The organism is Fundicoccus culcitae, from assembly GCF_024661895.1.
Lineage (GTDB): Bacteria > Bacillota > Bacilli > Lactobacillales > Aerococcaceae > Fundicoccus_A > Fundicoccus_A culcitae.
Window position 1 is genome coordinate 1295619 of record NZ_CP102453.1, and the last position, 19193, is coordinate 1314811.

Consider the following 19193-nt stretch of genomic DNA (forward strand, 5'->3'; position numbering starts at 1 on the left):
AAGAAATATTAGAATAAAAAACACCCGTCCTTATTTATTGAATAAGAAAGGGTATTTTTATATTAACTACCTATATATTTTCTATGCAAATATCTAGTAAAGAATCATTTTTACGTTATAGCTTCGCACCATTAGTTTCAATTACATCTTTATACCAATAAAAACTATCTTTTTTATATCTATCAAACGTACCATTACCTTCATCATCAGCATCAACGTAAATAACTCCATAACGCTTACTCATCTCTATTGAACCGCACGAAACTAAGTCAATAATTCCCCACATCGTATAACCAATTAAATTGACACCATCTTTAATGGATTCTCCCATCGCTTCAAAATGTGATTTTAAATAGTCAATTCTATAATTATCATGAATGGAATTATCTTCTTCTAAAATGTCTTCAGCTCCTAACCCATTTTCAGCAATAAATAATGGCTTTCTATATCTATCGTACATTTGATTTAATGTAATCCTCAAGCCAGTAGGATCTTTTTGCCAACCCCATTCACTAGATTCCAGATATGGATTTTTGTTAGCAATTACTAAATTTCCATCTGTTTTTTCCCATTCTTTATCCGCTGTAGAAACTTGTGTAAAATAATAAGAAAATGAAATGAAATCTACAGTGTATTCGTTTAATAATTCTAAATCTGATTCTTTCATTTCTATTTTAATGTTATTTTCTTCAAAATAACGATTCATATATTCTGGATAAAATCCTCTAGCCATAACATCTGTATAAAACCAGTTAGTATATTGTTCGTCATGTAGTTGTACTAAATTATCTGCGGGATTAGGTGTTCCAGGATAGTGACAAAAACGAGCAATCATACAACCAATCGGAGCTTTAACCCCCATTTCCTTAGCTAATTTAATCGTTTGCGAGTTTGCTAAAAATTGATGATGCAAGCATTGATAAACTGCTTGGTCGTAGTGTTCTTCACGTTCTTTAATCAAACCGCCACCATTGTAAGGATTAAATCTAGTCGCATTAATTTCATTGAATGGAAGCCAATAATCTACATCATCTTTAAAATTCTCAAAAAGTACTTTTGCATATTTCACATAAAAATCAACCAGTTTTCTGTTTTTCCAACCACCATACTCATCAACCAAATGAACTGGAATAGCATAATGTAAGATTGTCACAAAAACTTTTATGTTGTTTTCTTTGCATAATTTAAAGACATTTTTATAGTATTCTATTCCTTCTTGATTAGGCTGTTCATCATCACCATTTGGGAAAATTCTTGCCCAGCTTATAGATAAACGATAAATCTTCAAGCCCAATTCAGCAAACAATTTAATATCTTCCTCATAACGATGATACTGATCTGACCCAAAACGAAATGGATATAAACTAACATCATTTGACTTTTTCCCATTTTCAAATTTTTCAACAGTCATTTGTTTATATTTCCAGTCATTCTTTTGTTCTCGTGTTAAATATGAGAATTGAGGTTTAACATCTTGCGTATCTAAACCTTTACCTCCTTCATTCCATCCACCTTCAACTTGTGATGCTGCAGTTGCTCCACCCCATAGAAAATCTTTCGGAAAAATTGTTGTCATTCTTATAATCTCCTTAAATTAATTTTTTTATCATTTTCTTTTCTGACTCAATTGCTCGATTATCTTTTTCAATACTCTCATCATAACTAAATACATATGCCAAAAATGCAGTTAAAACAAAAGCTACTACAAATCCAATCATCATTGTTGGAATAGATCCAGCGTATACTGGGAGAGAAATTATTGATGGCATTGCAAAACTTAATGCTTTCGCATCAAGTACAGCTACGAGCGCCCCAGCAACACCACCACCAATTACTAATGCATATAAGGGCTTTTTAAATCTAAACGCAATCCCATATAGTGCTGGTTCTGTGATACCAATAAAAGCTGAAATAAATGAAGAGAAAAATGTTGCTTTTTCTTCTTTATCTTTCGCTCTTAAAAATACTCCAAAACACATACCTGCTGCTGCCATTGAAGCAACCGCATGAACTGGCCCAAGCATATCATATCCCAATGTCTCAATGTTATTAATCATTATTGTTCCCATAACCGAATGCATACCAGTTAATATCACGAATGGTCTAGTTGCACCATCTACCAAACCTCCTAACCAAGGAGCGGTTGCAAATAGCCATTCAAATACTTTCCCCAATCCTAAACCGGAATAGTATCCAATTGGACCAAAAATCATTAAATTGATCGGTGTCATTATAATTAAAACAATAACTGGTACTAAAACAACTCTTAGGTAACTGACAACTCTCTTTTCAACCCATGGATGGAGCTTGCTCACTATCCAAACGGATAAAAGAATTGGTAATACAGTTGCCGAATACCTTAATAATGGGACATTGATTCCAAAAACATCTATACTTTGTCCAGCATTATTTATTATAGATGGATAAAGATATATACCAGCCATTAACAAAGACATTATAGTATTTGTATTTAATTTTTTGGAAGCAGTATAAGCTAAAAGGAACGGTAAGAAGTGAAAAGTTGCATCTGATGCTGCGTTTAACATCAGATAAATACCAGATTCAGTATTCAATAAATTATAGTTTGTCAATAAAATGATAATCCCTTTTAAAATTCCTGCTCCAGCAAACGCAGGCACTATAGGAGCAAAACTCCCACTTAGATAATCAAAAACCTTTCCAATAGAAAACTTCCCTTTTGTATCCTCATTTTGACTGCTAACCTCAAGTGAATCATTTAATTCATTTGATAAATTAGTCTGTTTCATTATTTCTTCATAAACATTTCCTACATCTTCACCTATAATTACTTGAAATTGACCATTTTGCTCTAAAAACCCTAATACACCATTTAAATTATGTAATGCTTCTTTATTAATTAAACTCTTATCTTTTAAATTAAACCGAAGTCGAGTGACACAGTGAACTAAGTAACTTATATTTGATTCACTGCCAACATTTTCAACAATGTTATGTGCTAATTGTTTATAATCCTTCATTTTTTATCCCCCAATTAAAATAAATAATAAATTAATATATTGCGCGCATAATATATTAAGGTTATTAAAATGTTGAATGATATAATCGAACATTCCTATTACATCTTAGTTTTTATATCCTTGTCTAGTACATAAACGATTAATATGTAACATCAGATATAACAATTCTTCCTCTTCTAAATACCAGTTAAATGATTTAAGCAAATAATCTCTAATTTCAAGCGAACAATTATAAGCTCTTGGATAATTCTCTGCTATTGATTGAAACATATCAAAATTCTTCGTTGTTATCATTTCGTTTTTTACGATTCTTTCAAATAAATACTCTAAGTGAGAAGCAAATCTAGAAAAATTAAATGAAGCTTTATCGATTTCTAATCCCATGTAATTTTCAATTATCTCAACTATTTGATCTACAATTTTTTCACTAGATACTTGTTTCTCTTCGGTTTGTTCGTTTATTTCTGAATTTATAATATGCATGGCTATTCCATATACTTCATCTTCGGGAAGCTTTATTTTTAGTTTTTTTTCGATGAGTTTTACAGCATACTCTCCAACTTCAACTTCTTTAGGATTAAAATGTTTTAAATCATATTGCGATGAAAACTTTAATAACATTCCACTATTATTTCTTTGAATAGCAAATTGAATATGATCTGCTAAAGTGAATACTAAATTCGGATTTAAATACGAATCAACGATTATTTGAGTATATGTAACAATTACTCCAGTAATCTCAAAAATTTCTTCTGAGATAACATTTAACAGACCAAAATACCGCTGATCTATATTATAATATGTTTTGGTGATTTTATTTAAATCCGTTAATACATAAGGAGGTGTTTTAAATCCAATACCCTTTCCGAATGCAACTACTTCATTACCATCGTTATCAATACAAATAGCAACATTATTATTTATATTTTTAATTACTTTCATTATGCTAACTCCTAACTATGCATAACAGTTTACGGCTTATAAGCAAAAAAACTCTTCGGTGGGCACACTAAATAAATGGCTCAAGAATTTTTGGTGTTGGTGAGAGAAATCTCACTGACACCTTTTTATATGTAAATATATGAAAAAGCCAGTGAATTCCTATATAATTAAGTCACTACTCAAAATCATAGATAGGAGAATTCACTTGGCTAACACTCATTATATCGCAAATTTACTTAATATTACAGACGAAAGAATCGAATTTTCTGATACAATCACCCAAGAAATGAAACGGAATGTCTGTTGTAAAGTGATTGAAGGTCGATTGTCATATCCATTAAAAGCTTGTTTAAATTGTGGTGCTATCAACCAATCCACAGATGATATGATTAAATATGGGTTTGATACATCAACCATTACCTTAACTCATATTAATTTCCAACCGTTACTCCTTAGACTAAAGAAACAACGCTATCGCTGTAAACATTGCTTAACAACATCCACTGTAACAACTTCCTTGGTGGATAAAGGTTGCTTTATTTCAAACGATATTAAGCGTACAATCGCCATGGAATTAACTCAAGTACAATCTATGAAATTAATAGCCCAACATCTATTTGTCTCACGACATACTGTGTCTACTCAACTGAAACGAGCTGGGAGTTCACTCGCTGCTCAAAAACATTATCTACCAGAGCACCTAGGAATCGATGAGTTCAAATCAGTGAATAGTGTTACCCAATCCATGAGCTGTATCTTAATGGACACCCATTCTCATACTTTATTGGATATTCTACCGGATCGAACGCAAAATGCCTTACGGGATTACTTTATGCGTTTCTCATACGAAAGTCGACAAAAGGTAAAGACGGTCACAATGGACATGTATGCGCCATATTATCAATTCTTACAACAGATTTTTCCGAAAGCGAAGATTATCATCGATCGATTCCATTTGGTTCAATTACTCAATCGAACACTAAATAGAGAACGCGTACGAGTGATGAATGAGCTAAGGTATAGTAGACCCAGAGACTATACGAAGCTTAAACAACAATGGAAACTCATTCTAATGAATCGAGAGGATTTAGATTTCACCGCCTACCAAACCCATCGGTTATATGATGGACTAGTCACTGAAAAAAGCATGGTAAACTATTTACTCAGTCTTGATAAACGATTTGAACAAGTTTATCATTTAATGAACGACCTTAAGTCAGACATTGCACAACATAATTACACGGCATTTGAACATGATTTATATGAAACACGAAAGTATCAATTACCTCGAAAGGTAAGAACAACGATTCAAACCTTACATCGTTATTTACCAGCAATTAAAAACAGTTTAAATTATACGTTATCTAATGGTATTATCGAAGGGACTAATAATAAGATAAAAAATATTAAACGAAGTGGTTATGGCTATCGTAATTTTTCAAACTTAAGATATCGTATATTAATCACACAAAATCTCATCAAAAAGGACAAAGAAATCCGGCCATTATTATTTAAAGATGAAATAAGTAATAAAAAAAGAATTGCTTAAAAAAATTGTGACTAAAAAAAACGGCCAGGCGTGACTGCGTCACGCTGGCCTACAACTTACCAACACTAAAAAATCAAGAACCAAATAAATGCTTACAGCACTATTTAGATTAAGCCTCCCGAAGAGTTACAATCCTATTACTTTTTCTTATGTTGAATACATGATATCACTTACAAATAAAATGTCAATCATTTTTTTCAAAGACTTTATTAACAATATTGAATGACACTTATTTAGAAATTGCATTAAAGATAAGTTATGGACTTATAAATTTCTAGATTAATTTACAATTATCACATCAGCCATGCTTTATCACCTCATTCGATAAACCACAAATTCAATGATACCCCCCTTAACAAAAACTTAACCATTTTAAAAAGTGGAAATCCCTATATTTTTACGTATTTATAGAGTAACCTCAGAAACTAAGACTAAATTTTTTTAAACTTGTTCGTTGATAACTGAATTTGTCACTTTCCTCACTACTATATCCTAATTAAACCGTCTTAAATGATTGAAGTGCATGACAAATAAACCTATGATATATTCGTTTTTTCGAATATAGTTAGGTGAATGAAAGCTTTTAGCGAGCTGTAAATGCGACTTGTGCTTTGAGATGGATGAGAACAAAACTGGCAAAAATATGCCAATAAATGCGTGACTGACTCCGCAGACGAGTCGTTTCCAATGCGTCATCAATCATTAAGGTTTTATTGATTCGTTCAACCGCTGGTCGTTGAGAGTATAACCGGGTCCACGAATTACTTTGACGGGCGACCTTGGGGTATAACCGAAGGTCATCGTGACACTTGGTATAAACCACTCTCCCGTAAGGCGAATCTGAACAGTAATGGTTAGGGTTCTCAAGGCGGCGTTTCTTGGAATAACAGATGGCACAGCGCCACTTATGCCGACAGCGATTGTTTGAATAGCCGTTGTAAACCATGGGTTCACCTAAACAAATCGGTGTTCCATCTGGTGCATAGGTGATTTCTACTTTCCCTAGCTCTCGTCTCCCTTTCTTCTTTTGGTTTAGCTTAATGATTGGCAGAATATCTTTGGTATCTAACCATTGATAAAAAGCATAGTTATCATGAGCGGAATCACCTAGAAAGTGGGTTAATGAGGTGTGAGGGCTTAGATAGTTGAATTCGTGCAAAGCGATGACGGCACTCACAGAATCATGGCGTTGCGCTTCAACTAGACGGAAATAAAGGGGTAAGTCACACTTGACGTCTGCTTGATAGGTGGCTTAAAAGTAGCCTGTATAACCATAGAAATAGGTGCCTTTTGAACTATCGTAACCCCATCGTGCATTTGGATCGGTTAATATACCTTCATGGGGACATGATTTTTTGTTCGGATTTGAGCAATGACACGACTTACGAACGTATGGTGTCGCATGAGAAGGAATACACGTCCCATCGCCTGAGGCGATGAGTTGATTTGCGAGTAAACCAATCGCTTTGGATTGTTGAACAGCGAGGATATCGAACAGACGCTGTAAGGTTTTCTCAGGACCTGATACAAAGTGTGGTTTATCTGAATGCCGTTTAAGATGGTCGATGACCTGTTGAGTCGCTTGTTTTTTGCGAGAGGGAAGCTTCTTATCTGTCCCCAGTTTAACGTTTAATTTTTTGGGCGGTGAGACGATGACCTTTGATTCTTTCACTGGACAGTAACGCTGCATTAGATGATAGAAAGAACCGAGACTCGGGACACTTGAGGCATCTGGAAAGCCGGCAATCGTCCAGAACGGTCGATGCAGTTTGAGTTGTTGAGAAAGTTGTGGGAATGGAATTTTCAAAGAGACAGATAGAATTAAGGCACGCAGTGATTCGATTTGATACAGGGCTGGTCGACCAGTAGTGGCATACAAGGGTTGAATGAGCGAATGGATGGGATCGAAATTGAGGTATTGGAATAGGTCAAACGTTGTCTGATAAGGTCTTTGGAAATCTATGGGGATAGCTTTCCAAGCGGCTTGAGAGAGCTGAACATATTCCGCGTGTGTTTGTAAGTGACTTAACATAATGAACAAATCCTTTCTGAACCATAAATTGGGGTGGTTCTTGCGGATTATAAGGTCATTTTTGAAAAGTCAAGCAAATTGTCTCGAAAAGAGAAGGGAAACTCCAACTATTTTGTAGCAACATGATACAAAAAGTTGGAGGGAAGTGATAAATTCAGTTGTCAACGAATGTGTTTAGAATACACAGAAAGAGTTTCTGAGGAAGCTCAATTTATATATAAAGGAGGCATTTCCATGCAAAATAATCACGAACTCACTGCTCTGAATCTTATGAACACCCGCCAAGCCATCACCCCCGCCCAACTCCAGCGCCTTTACTACCTAAAAAGCCGTTTTTAAGGCGAAAAGACCTTCAAATCCTTTTTCAATAAATACCTCAACTCCTACTGGTGCCTTGTAGAAGACTATTGGTTTAGAGCCGGTGCTACTATGAATGCGGAATTTATTCTAATTTCAGCCGATCATTGGATTGTCATCGCTATCAAAAATTACCCAGGTCACTACGAGCATGATCAAGGTATTACAAGTAAGTTAGATGGAAAAGAATTTTTTGATAGTAGTTTTTATTACATGTATAACCGCACTTACAAAATTGATTACATCACACATCTAATTAACCCAGATATCAAAGTCACTTCTTTAATGATATTTATTAATGAACATAGTTTTACTGATATTAATACAAGCTACGATATCGAAATCATTCAACGGAATGGTGTAAAACATTTCATTGAAAATCTAGCGCCCGTAACTCCACTATCAGAAGATTTATTAGCCATCTTTACTGACAAATTAAACAAGTACCATGTCGAAAATCCAGAAAAATTCGAATCGCTACAGCCAAGTGACTTTGATTCCTTACAAAAAGGCATTTACTGCCCTCACTGCTTAAGTTTTAACACCGAGGTACGTCGTTCCTATATCCAATGCAAGGACTGCGAAGCCACCGAAACGAAGGCAGCCACTGTTCTCCGCCATGTTAATGAACTAAAAGTCCTTTTCCACCAACACCCTAAAATGCTCAAAACCAAAAACCTCTATGACTTGATGAACCACCAAATCCCCCCTAGAACAATTCGTAAATATATTAAACAGAACCAATGATATGCAATCTATTTTGTGCAATGTCCCTCGATAAAATCGCAAAAATATTTCAATCCCATATTACAGCTTAAACGATATAGCCTAGATGATAAGAATGAAGTAGGTACCTACTAATATCGTTTTTATGGAAATTCACATAATCTTGACCAATAAAAAAAGCCGAAAATTGAACATTTTCTGACCGCATTCACCAACTTGATTGACTAATAATAAGCTTTTGCATAATAAATAAAAATAGACTCCTTTTTAACTATATAAATGAGTCTATTTTCAACTGCTCTGCTCACAACATTAATTTTCCCAACAAAAAAGTCATCATTTCAAGAATGAAGACTTTTCGCATGGATTCCAAAGAAATGAATTTAGTTTGAAGGTTTGAATTGGCTGAAAATATAATGAGATGAGATGTTCAAAAAGTAGATTTTTGATTTAAAGGGAGATGGTTTCAAGCTCGTTTATCATTATTCTAGTTGAAAGTATTATTATACTAGCTTTAAAAATTTTTTACTTTATGGAAATTGAATGAGATTGGTGTTTTTATTATTTAAAAGTTTTAAAACTATAGGAGATAGCACTGATATTATAATTTTCAACTTCTGTACATTCGAATAGATTTTCGTCAAAAATTGCTAAATTAATCCCATTATTACGCATGGTACTTTCGTATTTTATACCAGCTAAACCTATACTTTTAATGTAATCACTTATGAATTGTGTTGGTAAATAGTTCAATGTACTTTCATGTCTTCTTAACGGTTTAGAAATTTCATTACCTATCTTACGGAGATGATCTATATTAGCAGCAATTAAATCAATATCTTGCATTAGAAAGGGACTTATTTTATCAATCGCTGTTAAATCAACTACTTCAATATCATTTCTAAGAATAAATGTCCCAACTGTAACGGCATCATGCATACCAGATCTCGTTTCATGAAGAGTAGTATCTCTGGAGTCAGATAAATATAAACAACTAATACCTTCTGGATTAGCCCTACCTGCACTAGCTTTTCCAGGTGGGGGAGGCCCCATCTCTTCTTTAGTAAAATTCTCTCCAGCTGTCATGATTCTTGCCCGATAGAAAACTTGTCCTTCCTGATAGGTATCATTACAAAAATTAACTATTCTTCTGAGTAGATCTTTATTAATAATCTCTGTATGAAATCTATTCTTCGTTTTAATTTCTGTAGTAAAATCTTCCCATGTATGTACTCCTAAAATAGAAAATTGCTTCAAATAATCCTCTTGATTAGTACCTTTCAGTAATACTGGACCGTCAAATAATTCTGGATTAGCTTGGTATTGTTCTTGAAGTAGTTCCATTAGAAATCTATCTATTTTCTCTGGCTCAAGATTAAATATACTCCAATCTCTACTTAAAATATTTTTTATCATGTCTGTTTTATGGCGCGGAATTTCACCTTTGAACTCAGAAACAGGGGCATAAACATCTAATAATCTTTCAAAATTATTTTTTAGTTCTGGATAATCCAAATTACAGATTGCTACGTTAGTACTTCCACAAAAATCACAATCCCCTTCCGTTTTGACTCCGCTTACAATTCCGATTATTTCAGAATCTTTAAAACAATTTACACAACATTTCACTCGCTCACCTCATCTAAATAGGTTCCAATTAATTCTAAATGATGCATCAGCGAGATTTTTTTCACACTTCCTAAACCAGGATATGTTCCATTTTCATAATGGTTGAGGAATACTTGTAAACTGTCAGTTGGATTGATACTTTTGTCATTAACCCATGTTTGAATTTTCGTAACTGCTTCATAGAATTTTCCAGCCGGATTTTGAATGTCATCATTAGAGTCTGAAACAAAATGACGAATTCTTAGTGAATAATCTTCATCAAAATATACAATGTGGATTGCTACAGCATAAGGAGCAAAACCAGATTCTAAGAAGTCACTTCCTATAACAGAGTAATCAGAAAATCCAATAAAATTTTCATCTTTATAATATAAATGATCGTCTGAGAAGAACTCATCTGGTCTGTCAGCATAATCTGAATTACGACTACGTTTATTGAACCTATCAGCAATCAATGCTCTTTGAATTCGAACTTTTCTTTTAAACTGCCGATCATCAGGTATAAAAGTCATAGAGGGCTGATAATACTCAAGTAACTTTATACATGTACTTAGGTTATCTCTATTTGTATTAATGATAAACGATTCATTCATATTGAATCTATCTCGGAAGTTATCAATACTTTCTTGAACCTCATCATTTACTATATACGATTTGATTATTTTATTATTAGACATCAAATCTATAAATTTTTGTTGGTTGATACCTGCATTAGGCTCCATATCATCTAAAAAAGAACCTACAGTTGGATTAACTATAACACATAGCTTTCTGTCATTATCAATAAATCTCTCCATCGTTGTAATTAGCGTCGAAGTTAATTTAACTGGTTCTATTATAGGAATGATTTGGCTGCTTAAGCTATCCTTTTCCACTAATTCCCTTAAAGCTAATAATTCAAATTGTCTTCCTCTGATATACGGAAAATACATTAACACTCCTCCTCGTATTTAGAATTTAAAAAATCATTTAACTTATATGAATCGTTTCGTGAATGACTCGAAAAATAATAAACAGATTTTAATTCGTATGGAATTTCACGAATTGCTTCATTAGAAATAGTTTGTTTTCTATTTTTTAACTCAAGTAAAAAATCTTTATATAACAAGTCAATTGGAATAGACTTAAAAACATTAAAACATTCTTCATAATAGAAAACAGGTTTCGTCGACGGTAATGAAGCATTATATTTTAAAATAATATTTTCAATCTCTTTTTTTCTTAAAATTTTATATAATGATCGATGGTTAATGAAATCTCTAAACTGTTCTGGCTCTTTTTTAAATTGCAGCGTATTTTTATTTGATAAAATACATATTCCAACAGTTGAATCAACAAGTAAATTGGATACTTTATCAAAATTGTCTTCAGATGTTACTACACAGACATAATCAAAAGCTTTATAATAATCATTAATTTGTGAATAAAGTCTATCGAAATTATCTAGTTCTGTCTTAATCTCATAGACAACCGCCTTACCATTGATTAAAATAAAATCTGCTTTAGATTTTTCAATCGGCAATTGTGTCAATGCAGTAGTTGTATTGATATTATGTCTGCCTAATAATAATTTATTTAATAAGGTGTTTTGATAAAAATACTCATTTCTATAATGCTTAGACATATATTTATAAATATTCGAAAAAATTTCTTTATAGCTAAAATTATCGTAGTCATCAAGGTATTGATGTATTATAGCTTTAAAAAAATCATTTGATGAATGATTAACCAAATCATTTAATGTTTGTTTAGTAAATAACTTGTTTAAATTATAATTATTGCTATTCATTAATACACCTTCCTTTCTTAAATGAATAAATAGCATAACATAATTTTGAAATTAGTGCTTTACTTTGTAGCTTTTTATAATTTTAAAAAATAATAATACTTATCAATCAATCAATGTAACCGCATTCATTCCATGCATATCTATTATGACATACTTTACATGTAATTCAATCAAAAATTTGCTATTTCCTAAATTTTTCTTGGAAAAACATTTCCAACCCTCTAAATACATTCACATCCCCTAATAAAAAACCACCTGTCCATTATAAAATTAATCAACAAGCATTTCCCTAGTTACTATCCAACAGCAAAACCATCCAAACGAAAGAATCCACAATTTTCACGTCGGCTCTACCTAATAATGAGTTCATCCACAATCCACACTCCACCCTATGCAAGCCCCTCAATCTCCTTAACAATCTTATCCACATCACTTTGACTCAGCGTTCTAACATCCAACTGCATGCTATCATGACTAACACGACTAATAATATGACTATCGCTTAATCGAAGCTTCGCTTCAAGTTCACTGGCAGAATAGTCCCTATGTGTTACTTTAACTAAATTAGTCGGCAACTGATCAGTTGGATACGCCCCACCGCCTACTTGTTAATATCCCGCAAGGCATTCTGAACTAACAGTAGGTATTGCATTTAACCGAAACCCCTCCTTAACCCAATAAATACCCCTGCTTTATACACCACCAATCCCAGCAAACAATTCTAACACCCCCTCAACAATCGACGTCCGGCATATTACCATATACGCCTTATTACCCCAGTTTGTCGGTCGTCTTTTCCTCGGGAAGTCCGCCAAACGAACTTGCCGGCCTTCATCAACAATCGACGTCCGGCATATTACCATATACGCCTTATCCCCCAACTTGCCGGTCGTCTTTTCCTCGGCAAGTCCGCCAAACGAACTTGCCGGCCTTCATCAACAATCGACGTCCGGCATTTTGACATATACACCTTATCCCCCCAACTTGCCGGTCGTCGTTTCCTCGGGAAGTCCGACAATCAAACTTGCCGGCTCTCATCACAAATCCAAGTCCGCCAAATCAAAAAATTCCCACGCCCCCAATCACCACTCCTCCACACCCATCTCAATCCTACCCCACCATCACCCCCACAACTCGCATCAACACCATAACCCCCACACCAACTAACACCACGCCACCAAACCGCGTCATAAACACCATAAACCCACTCGGTTCCGCATCCTTAATCATCAACCGCACCGACAACCTAGCGAGCCCCTCACCAAACCGAACCACCAACAAACCAATCCCCACTAAAACCAACACGAAAAGAAACATAGGTAGCAACATGCGATTAAACGCCCTAATTTGCTCCTGCCCCTCCTTCCCACTCGCATACACAAAATCGATAAAACCAGCCAACTCACCATCCCCAGAATCTACAGGCACCGCCTGCCCATCCTCAACCTTAAACGCAACACTCATATAATCATTCGAAAACTCACCCGTCAAAAAATTAATCCGCCCACTCACATTATTTAACTGCTCATTCGTCACCACACGATTAACCACATATCCCTGCACCGTCGGCGTCACCGCACGCAACCGCACATGTTCCGGCACACTCCCCACATCACTTTCCACAACCGCCTGATACGCCCGACTCTCCTCCACCACAAACGCATTCAAAGGCTCATACCGATCATTAATCTCAACCACCGGCCAATAAGCAAAAACCCACGCCCCCACCATCACTAAAACAATCCCCAGCAAAAAAAACAAAACTAAATTTCTTCACCCTAAGTCCCCCTTTAGTTCCCAGTAATCTCAAGCAACTCTACACCTTCAACATAGTAATGCTCCATCAATTGATCAAACACATCAAACCGCAAGCCCACATTGCGAACCCGCGCACGGATAAACTGCCCAACCTCAACCGCTTCCCCAGCCAACGCCTTAGGCAACTCCATCAAAACCGTCTTCTGGTAGTTCGAGTCCACCATCAAATACCAAGACCCTTCATCCTCTTCCACCGCTAATATGTCCCCTTCAATAACCCCCGCATCCAACAAAGGCGTATAAACCTCAACATTCTCCCTATACTGATTATAATAATAATTCGAATACTTCAAGGCCGCATTTAACGACGCATCCTCAGGCAAGTCTTCCCCCACAATCGCATGCCCGTTCGCAATCGACCCAACTTCCCGCCTTTCATCCGTAATCAGCGCCTCCTCCGCAGCATCCGCTAACCCCTCTGAATAATCTAAATAAATACCCCCATCAACCTCATCCGTCACATCACGACTCAAATAAATAATATCCTCACGCAATCCCTTTTGATAAACCGTTAAATCCCCCAACGTAAAATCCTCATTATGTTCCACAAACTGCGCAAAACCTGCCCTTAAATCTTCCTCCGTCAACTGAGGGTCCAAAATTTTACCTAACGTCGCAAACTCATAAAACAAATCACTTTCCTCGTCTGCCTTCGCTTTTCTCAACCAATCCGCATACTCATACTTCGATTTGCGAACCTCCACCAGCTGACGCCCATCAAACGCACCCGAAAACAAATAGACCTCAATCCGATGATTGGGATAATAGTAAGTCGTATGCGCGTCCCCACCATAACTATACAAACCCGGTTGACTCAACTCATTGGAAAAACTCAACGTCAACTCCACCAAAATCCGATTCAACCACTCCCGATTGACGATCGCTTGTTCAATAACAGGATAATCCTCCGAATAAATATCCCCAATCTCCTCTAACTCGCGCTTTCCCGAAATACTGAATCTATCTTCTACAGCATTACCCTCTAGTAAATCCACCAAATAAGTATTCGCCTGAGTAAATACCGCTGCTTCTTGCCTAGCAGTTTCCTCCGCATGATTCGCAAAAATGTCAGCACTCAAACGAATATCTGCCTCATCTTCAGCTGGAACAGATACTACATAATTAGGGTACCTACCTGATTCAACCTCTGTCGTTAAATCCCGTTCAACCACAATAATATTTTCTTTGACACCGGCTTGAATAACCTTCACACTGTCAACCATAAAATCTTCACCAGACCCAAAATGATTGTGATAAGCGTCATAAATTTTTTCACTATCGATCGAAGCATCCAACGTTCGAACTAAATACCCCAACAAACTAAAAAACTCTTCCTCATCATCCAAATCATCAATCAGTTCTAATTCCATGCGAAATGTTATTTTCTCCTCTGTTTCACTGGCTATCAAAGTTAAAATATGGTCATCCCTTGTTTGTATCCTAAATATACCTTCACCCAACTGGCTTGCATCATAAAAATCGGTTTTCACTAATGGCTCATCTAAAGGGATAACCGGAATAATACCAACAATATTGCTTCTTAATTCATGAATCGCCCGATTAATCCAGGCAGAGCCCGTTAAAACAATCTCATCTTCGGGATAATCTTCTTCATAAATATCCTCAGGTTCATAAATCCTCAACCGTATAGTAGTTACTTCTGGATTAGCTTCTTGACCGTAAACAATTGGAGAGACCCAACCAACCAATAAGAACAATATCAATATCTTTACCCATTTATGTTTCATATGAACCAACCTTTCTATAACTAAACTGATTAATTTTATTATACAATTCTTAATAATTATACTCAAAACAAAACACCCCTTTTCAGCTAATGCTGCAAGGTAGTTTGTATAAATTGGATATGGAGAAAAAATGGCAGACACCTATTCCGACCAAAGGCTGGTTACAGCCATTAGAATATTCAATAAATCCTAATTATTATCCGATTAAGAGAATCATTGATTGTCGCTGCTTCCAATCAATTTCTAAGTTGACCGAAACAATAAAACCATCTGACTAATGAATTTATATTGTATAGTTAATATATTTAATGTCAAATAATTGCAATCAACTTTGATACAATGTATACTTGTCCCAGACAAATCACTAAGCATTTAAAAGAGAGGAATGTTCTAATGAAAAAGAGTAGTAATGTTCTGTCACTAGCAGCTATATCTATTTTATTACTGATACTTAATATTGCTTTCATGTCAGTTGCCCCTGTCTATGCTTCAGAAGTAGAATCAGAAAGTGAATCTCAAGTAACAACTGATGAAGAACAAGATTATCAGCCAGCCCCCTATGTATTAAATCCACGGGACCTTTCTTTATATCCGACCGAATTCGAGGGTGGAACGATTGAACATATTGAAGGTGATTACATGAATGGCTTCCACATGATTCCTGATGAAAAATTATATGAAGGGACAATTATTATTTTTGGAGGGTCTGAAGGAACACCACAATTTGATTTGGGTGTAGGGTTTGCGAGTGCTGGTTATGAAGTGTTCTCAATGTTTTTCTTTGGCATGGAAAACCAACAGCCGGAATTAGCAGAAGTTCCACTTGAATTCTTCCAAGAAATCTTAGATTACTATCAAGAAAATGGTGGAAGTTTGGATGAGCCAATTACAGTATATGGAGCATCCAAAGGAGCAGAATTAGCGCTAAACTTAGGAACATTGTATGAAGAGATTGACAACTTAGTACTAATGGCTCCTAGTGCTTATAATTACTTTGGCTTGAATATGGCGCAAGAAGACTTAAGTTCATGGACTTATGAGGGGCAACCCTTACCATTCCTAAGTGTGACCAATGCGACGGAAGAAGTTCGCCAAGAGTTTTTAAACACCATGCAATCTGGTAAGCCAATTGCTTATGTCGATGTTTATGAAAGTGCCATTACTAATACAGAAGAAGATGAACTGGAAGAAAAGCGAATTAAAGTGGAAGATTTTGATGGTGAGTTATTAATTTTCGCAGGTAATGATGATCAGTTGTGGCCATCAGCGTTAATGGCTGAAGTCATTGCAGAACATGCTACAAACGAAGCTAACGTGAATATCTATCAAGGTGCAGGACATGTATTCTTCGGAAATGGTGAGATGGAGTTACCAGAATTTGGGACTATGTTAGTAGGTGGGACTGAAGAAGCTAATTTAGAAGCCTCTCAAGCATATTTTGCAACTTTAATCGAAGTGGTTAATGGTTGGCATAGTGCGACAAATGAATAAATTAAAGGTTTCGAAAGAGTCTAGTTTTTATGACCAGACTCTTTTTCCTGACTTTTACACTTTAATAAGACAATAAAGTTTGTCAACGCTAACAGATCAGTGTTTAGGAGCTTTATTCTTTTTTAAAAGAATATATCTAAAACTTCACCTGTTTAAACTCAATCGATAGTTGGAATAAGTTGGTTCTTGATTTTTTAGTGTTGGTAAGTGTAGGCCAGCGTGACGTAGTCACGCTTGTCCGTTTTTTTAAGTCACAATTTTTTTAAGCAATTCTTTTTTTATTACTTATTTCATCTTTAAATAATAATGGTCGGATTTCTTTGTCTTTTTTGATGAATTATTATACGTAAATATAAAGCAGATTAATCCAACGCTTCGGCAGATGTTTGATGGATAAATCTGCTTTTTTGTTATTGAAATAGGTTGGTAAAAATCGGTGGCGGTATTCAATAATGTAATTGGACACAATTAAAAGATAAAAACACCTTGCGAAAGCTATTGTTATAGCATTTCGGAGGTGTTTTAACTTTTGAAATTGGGAAAGTCATGAAGAATTTTTTAATTGAAGTCAGAACCTTAGTTCGTTCAACAACAAAACAATCATTGTATTCTTTTGATAAAATTTATGTAACACTAGTGATTTTCTGTTTCTAAAAATTTTGCGATATTGATAGTAGGCATAATATATGCAGGATAATTGTTTGCCATACTCGTTAAAGTTGAAATAATCTGTCTGAGATACGGGAACATAATGGCTACCGCATTGCTTTTTAGATAAGCAATAAATCCTTCACCATTCGTATCTTCCTCAACATCATATGAAAATTTTCCTTGCAAAGTAACAGCTACATAAAAAGGTTGAGTTTCAGAAGTCACATCTCCAATTGAAGCGATAATAGTAACCAGCGCCTTATTCTCTTCATCATTAAGAGAAAATTCAAATTGGAATTTGTTCTCAAGACTCACATTACCATTGTTTATTTCTTCATTATAATGTGTATTTTCTGAATATTGCATTTCTAAAACTTCATAATTTTCAAAAGTTATTACTGCCATTAAGCCACCAAATCCATTTCATTTATTTTAAATTTTTTAGACATCTCTTTTGGCTTATAAGAATACTTTTTTTCATTCAACGTAATATAGTCTGTATTTTTTTCAAATCCAACTGAAAAATTATGTTCTTCGTATTTATTTAATTTATATATGACTTCTTCAAACTTACTTATTTCAATATTTTTATCTGCGTATTCAAAGTCAATGTATTCTTGCGGACTATAACCTACAAGATTTGAAATTTCTTCAAAAGATAATCCTAATTTTATTCTCTTTCGAATCAATTCTTGGGCTAACTCATATTGTTTACTAGTCAGTAATTCTTCAAACTCAGGAAAATTCCCCACTAGATCAAATTTAACTTTTTTCATGACAAATCCTCCTAAAATTCAGCTATAAACCATCTGTTAATATACTTTTTGAGATCATCTTATCGACTAAATGGTCATGAACTTTTTGCGATTCTACAATAAACACCTGAGTGTTGTCTGTTTTTAACTTTTGTAATTCTTTTTCAAAGAAAAAAGTGAAAATAATACTGGTCTCTTCATCATCTAGCGGGAAAAAAATCCACCTAGGATGAACTGTACTACCTAATTTATCTCTACCTTCATAAATATTTTCTTGACTAACAAATCGTTTGATTATCTCATAACTTTTATATAATCCAGAAACATTATCTTTAATTGGTACTTCAATTGATTTAATTGGAATTGGATCATTTTCTTTATATAAAATATCTTTATTTACATAGAGTACACTTAAAGTAGTAATTATTTGTAAAAGCATTCGTTGAAAATCTTTATTCTTCGGATAACTGTTTACATACAAATGAGGAATCAATTCTTCCGAAATAGTGTTATTAAGATGTTTGAAATCATTAACCAAATTCAAAAAATTCCCTCGCTTTTAATCAAATCCTTTTAATAGTATAACATCTGTAACCAACATTCGTCTAAAGATATCGATTTCCAATGTCGTTACTATACTACAAATAGTATATCAAATATGTTAAGAATAATATAGCGCATTCCACTAGTGTTGCATAAACTTTCAT

At 34.7% G+C, this 19193-nt stretch carries 17 protein-coding genes and 1 pseudogene; 3 read left to right on the forward strand and 15 right to left on the reverse strand.

Translation table 11 applies throughout. The annotated features are described in order from the left end of the window. Positions 1–115: 115 nt before the first annotated feature. The 3 genes from NRE15_RS05915 to NRE15_RS05925 all read right to left on the reverse strand — a co-directional run bounded on the left by NRE15_RS05915 (position 116) and on the right by NRE15_RS05925 (position 3941). On the reverse strand, positions 116–1576 hold the full coding sequence (locus tag NRE15_RS05915; RefSeq protein ID WP_313794673.1) for a glycoside hydrolase family 1 protein: 1461 nt from the start codon (positions 1574–1576) through the stop codon (positions 116–118). Positions 1577–1589: 13 nt separating this feature from the next. Next, positions 1590–2999 carry a PTS transporter subunit EIIC gene (locus NRE15_RS05920; RefSeq protein WP_313794674.1) on the reverse strand — a complete coding sequence of 470 codons (1410 nt, stop codon included), beginning with the start codon at positions 2997–2999 and terminating at the stop codon, positions 1590–1592. Between the two features lie 105 nt (positions 3000–3104). Then, the gene (locus tag NRE15_RS05925) at positions 3105–3941 is read right to left on the reverse strand and encodes a PRD domain-containing protein (RefSeq protein ID WP_313794675.1); all 837 of its coding nucleotides are present in this window, start codon (positions 3939–3941) and stop codon (positions 3105–3107) included. Positions 3942–4146: 205 nt separating this feature from the next. Here NRE15_RS05925 and NRE15_RS05930 point away from each other — a divergent pair, with 205 nt between their 5' ends. Further along, a complete protein-coding gene (locus NRE15_RS05930; protein WP_313794676.1) occupies positions 4147–5490 on the forward strand; it encodes an ISL3 family transposase in 1344 nt (447 codons plus the stop codon). A 583-nt stretch (positions 5491–6073) separates the two neighbouring features. On the opposite strand, the gene NRE15_RS05935 is transcribed toward NRE15_RS05930, so the two are convergent. Both NRE15_RS05935 and NRE15_RS05940 read right to left on the reverse strand, forming a co-directional pair. Beyond that, complete coding sequence (locus NRE15_RS05935; protein WP_313794677.1) at positions 6074–6667, reverse strand: transposase; 594 nt, start codon at positions 6665–6667, stop codon at positions 6074–6076. A 75-nt stretch (positions 6668–6742) separates the two neighbouring features. Beyond that, on the reverse strand, positions 6743–7522 hold the full coding sequence (locus NRE15_RS05940; RefSeq protein ID WP_313794678.1) for a hypothetical protein: 780 nt from the start codon (positions 7520–7522) through the stop codon (positions 6743–6745). Positions 7523–7873: 351 nt separating this feature from the next. On the opposite strand from NRE15_RS05940, the pseudogene NRE15_RS05945 reads away from it, so the two are divergent. Then, a pseudogene (locus NRE15_RS05945) lies at positions 7874–8626 on the forward strand (hypothetical protein); the annotation flags it as partial. A 540-nt stretch (positions 8627–9166) separates the two neighbouring features. Here NRE15_RS05945 and NRE15_RS05950 read toward each other — a convergent pair. From NRE15_RS05950 to NRE15_RS05975, 7 genes are all read right to left on the reverse strand, one after another. Further along, on the reverse strand, positions 9167–10234 hold the full coding sequence (locus NRE15_RS05950; protein ID WP_313794680.1) for an RES family NAD+ phosphorylase: 1068 nt from the start codon (positions 10232–10234) through the stop codon (positions 9167–9169). After that, positions 10231–11166: a sce7725 family protein gene (locus tag NRE15_RS05955; protein ID WP_313794681.1), complete on the reverse strand. Its 936-nt coding sequence runs from the start codon at positions 11164–11166 to the stop codon at positions 10231–10233. Before NRE15_RS05955 ends, NRE15_RS05950 begins: the two co-directional genes overlap by 4 nt. After that, positions 11166–12023: a sce7726 family protein gene (locus NRE15_RS05960; RefSeq protein ID WP_313794682.1), complete on the reverse strand. Its 858-nt coding sequence runs from the start codon at positions 12021–12023 to the stop codon at positions 11166–11168. Before NRE15_RS05960 ends, NRE15_RS05955 begins: the two co-directional genes overlap by 1 nt. 389 nt (positions 12024–12412) lie before the next feature. Continuing rightward, positions 12413–12598 (reverse strand): hypothetical protein, encoded by a 186-nt coding sequence (locus tag NRE15_RS14620; RefSeq protein WP_390887184.1) that lies wholly within the window; start codon positions 12596–12598, stop codon positions 12413–12415. Between the two features lie 117 nt (positions 12599–12715). Further along, positions 12716–12886, reverse strand: a complete 171-nt coding sequence (locus tag NRE15_RS05965; RefSeq protein WP_313794683.1) for a hypothetical protein — start codon at positions 12884–12886, stop codon at positions 12716–12718. 247 nt (positions 12887–13133) lie between these two features. Next, positions 13134–13784 carry a hypothetical protein gene (locus tag NRE15_RS05970; protein WP_313794684.1) on the reverse strand — a complete coding sequence of 217 codons (651 nt, stop codon included), beginning with the start codon at positions 13782–13784 and terminating at the stop codon, positions 13134–13136. A gap of 29 nt (positions 13785–13813) precedes the next feature. Beyond that, the gene (locus tag NRE15_RS05975; protein WP_313794685.1) at positions 13814–15589 is read right to left on the reverse strand and encodes a hypothetical protein; all 1776 of its coding nucleotides are present in this window, start codon (positions 15587–15589) and stop codon (positions 13814–13816) included. 393 nt (positions 15590–15982) lie between these two features. On the opposite strand from NRE15_RS05975, the gene NRE15_RS05980 reads away from it, so the two are divergent. Continuing rightward, positions 15983–17080, forward strand: a complete 1098-nt coding sequence (locus tag NRE15_RS05980; protein ID WP_313794686.1) for an acyl-CoA thioester hydrolase/BAAT C-terminal domain-containing protein — start codon at positions 15983–15985, stop codon at positions 17078–17080. Between the two features lie 633 nt (positions 17081–17713). Here NRE15_RS05980 and NRE15_RS05985 read toward each other — a convergent pair. The 3 genes from NRE15_RS05985 to NRE15_RS05995 are packed head-to-tail and all read right to left on the reverse strand — an operon-like array spanning position 17714 to position 19030. Then, positions 17714–18136 carry a hypothetical protein gene (locus tag NRE15_RS05985; protein WP_313794687.1) on the reverse strand — a complete coding sequence of 141 codons (423 nt, stop codon included), beginning with the start codon at positions 18134–18136 and terminating at the stop codon, positions 17714–17716. Further along, positions 18136–18507, reverse strand: coding sequence for a hypothetical protein (locus NRE15_RS05990; RefSeq protein WP_313794688.1), 372 nt, complete (start codon positions 18505–18507; stop codon positions 18136–18138). Before NRE15_RS05990 ends, NRE15_RS05985 begins: the two co-directional genes overlap by 1 nt. Before the next feature lie 22 nt (positions 18508–18529). Continuing rightward, positions 18530–19030 (reverse strand): hypothetical protein, encoded by a 501-nt coding sequence (locus tag NRE15_RS05995; RefSeq protein ID WP_313794689.1) that lies wholly within the window; start codon positions 19028–19030, stop codon positions 18530–18532. Positions 19031–19193 lie beyond the last annotated feature (163 nt).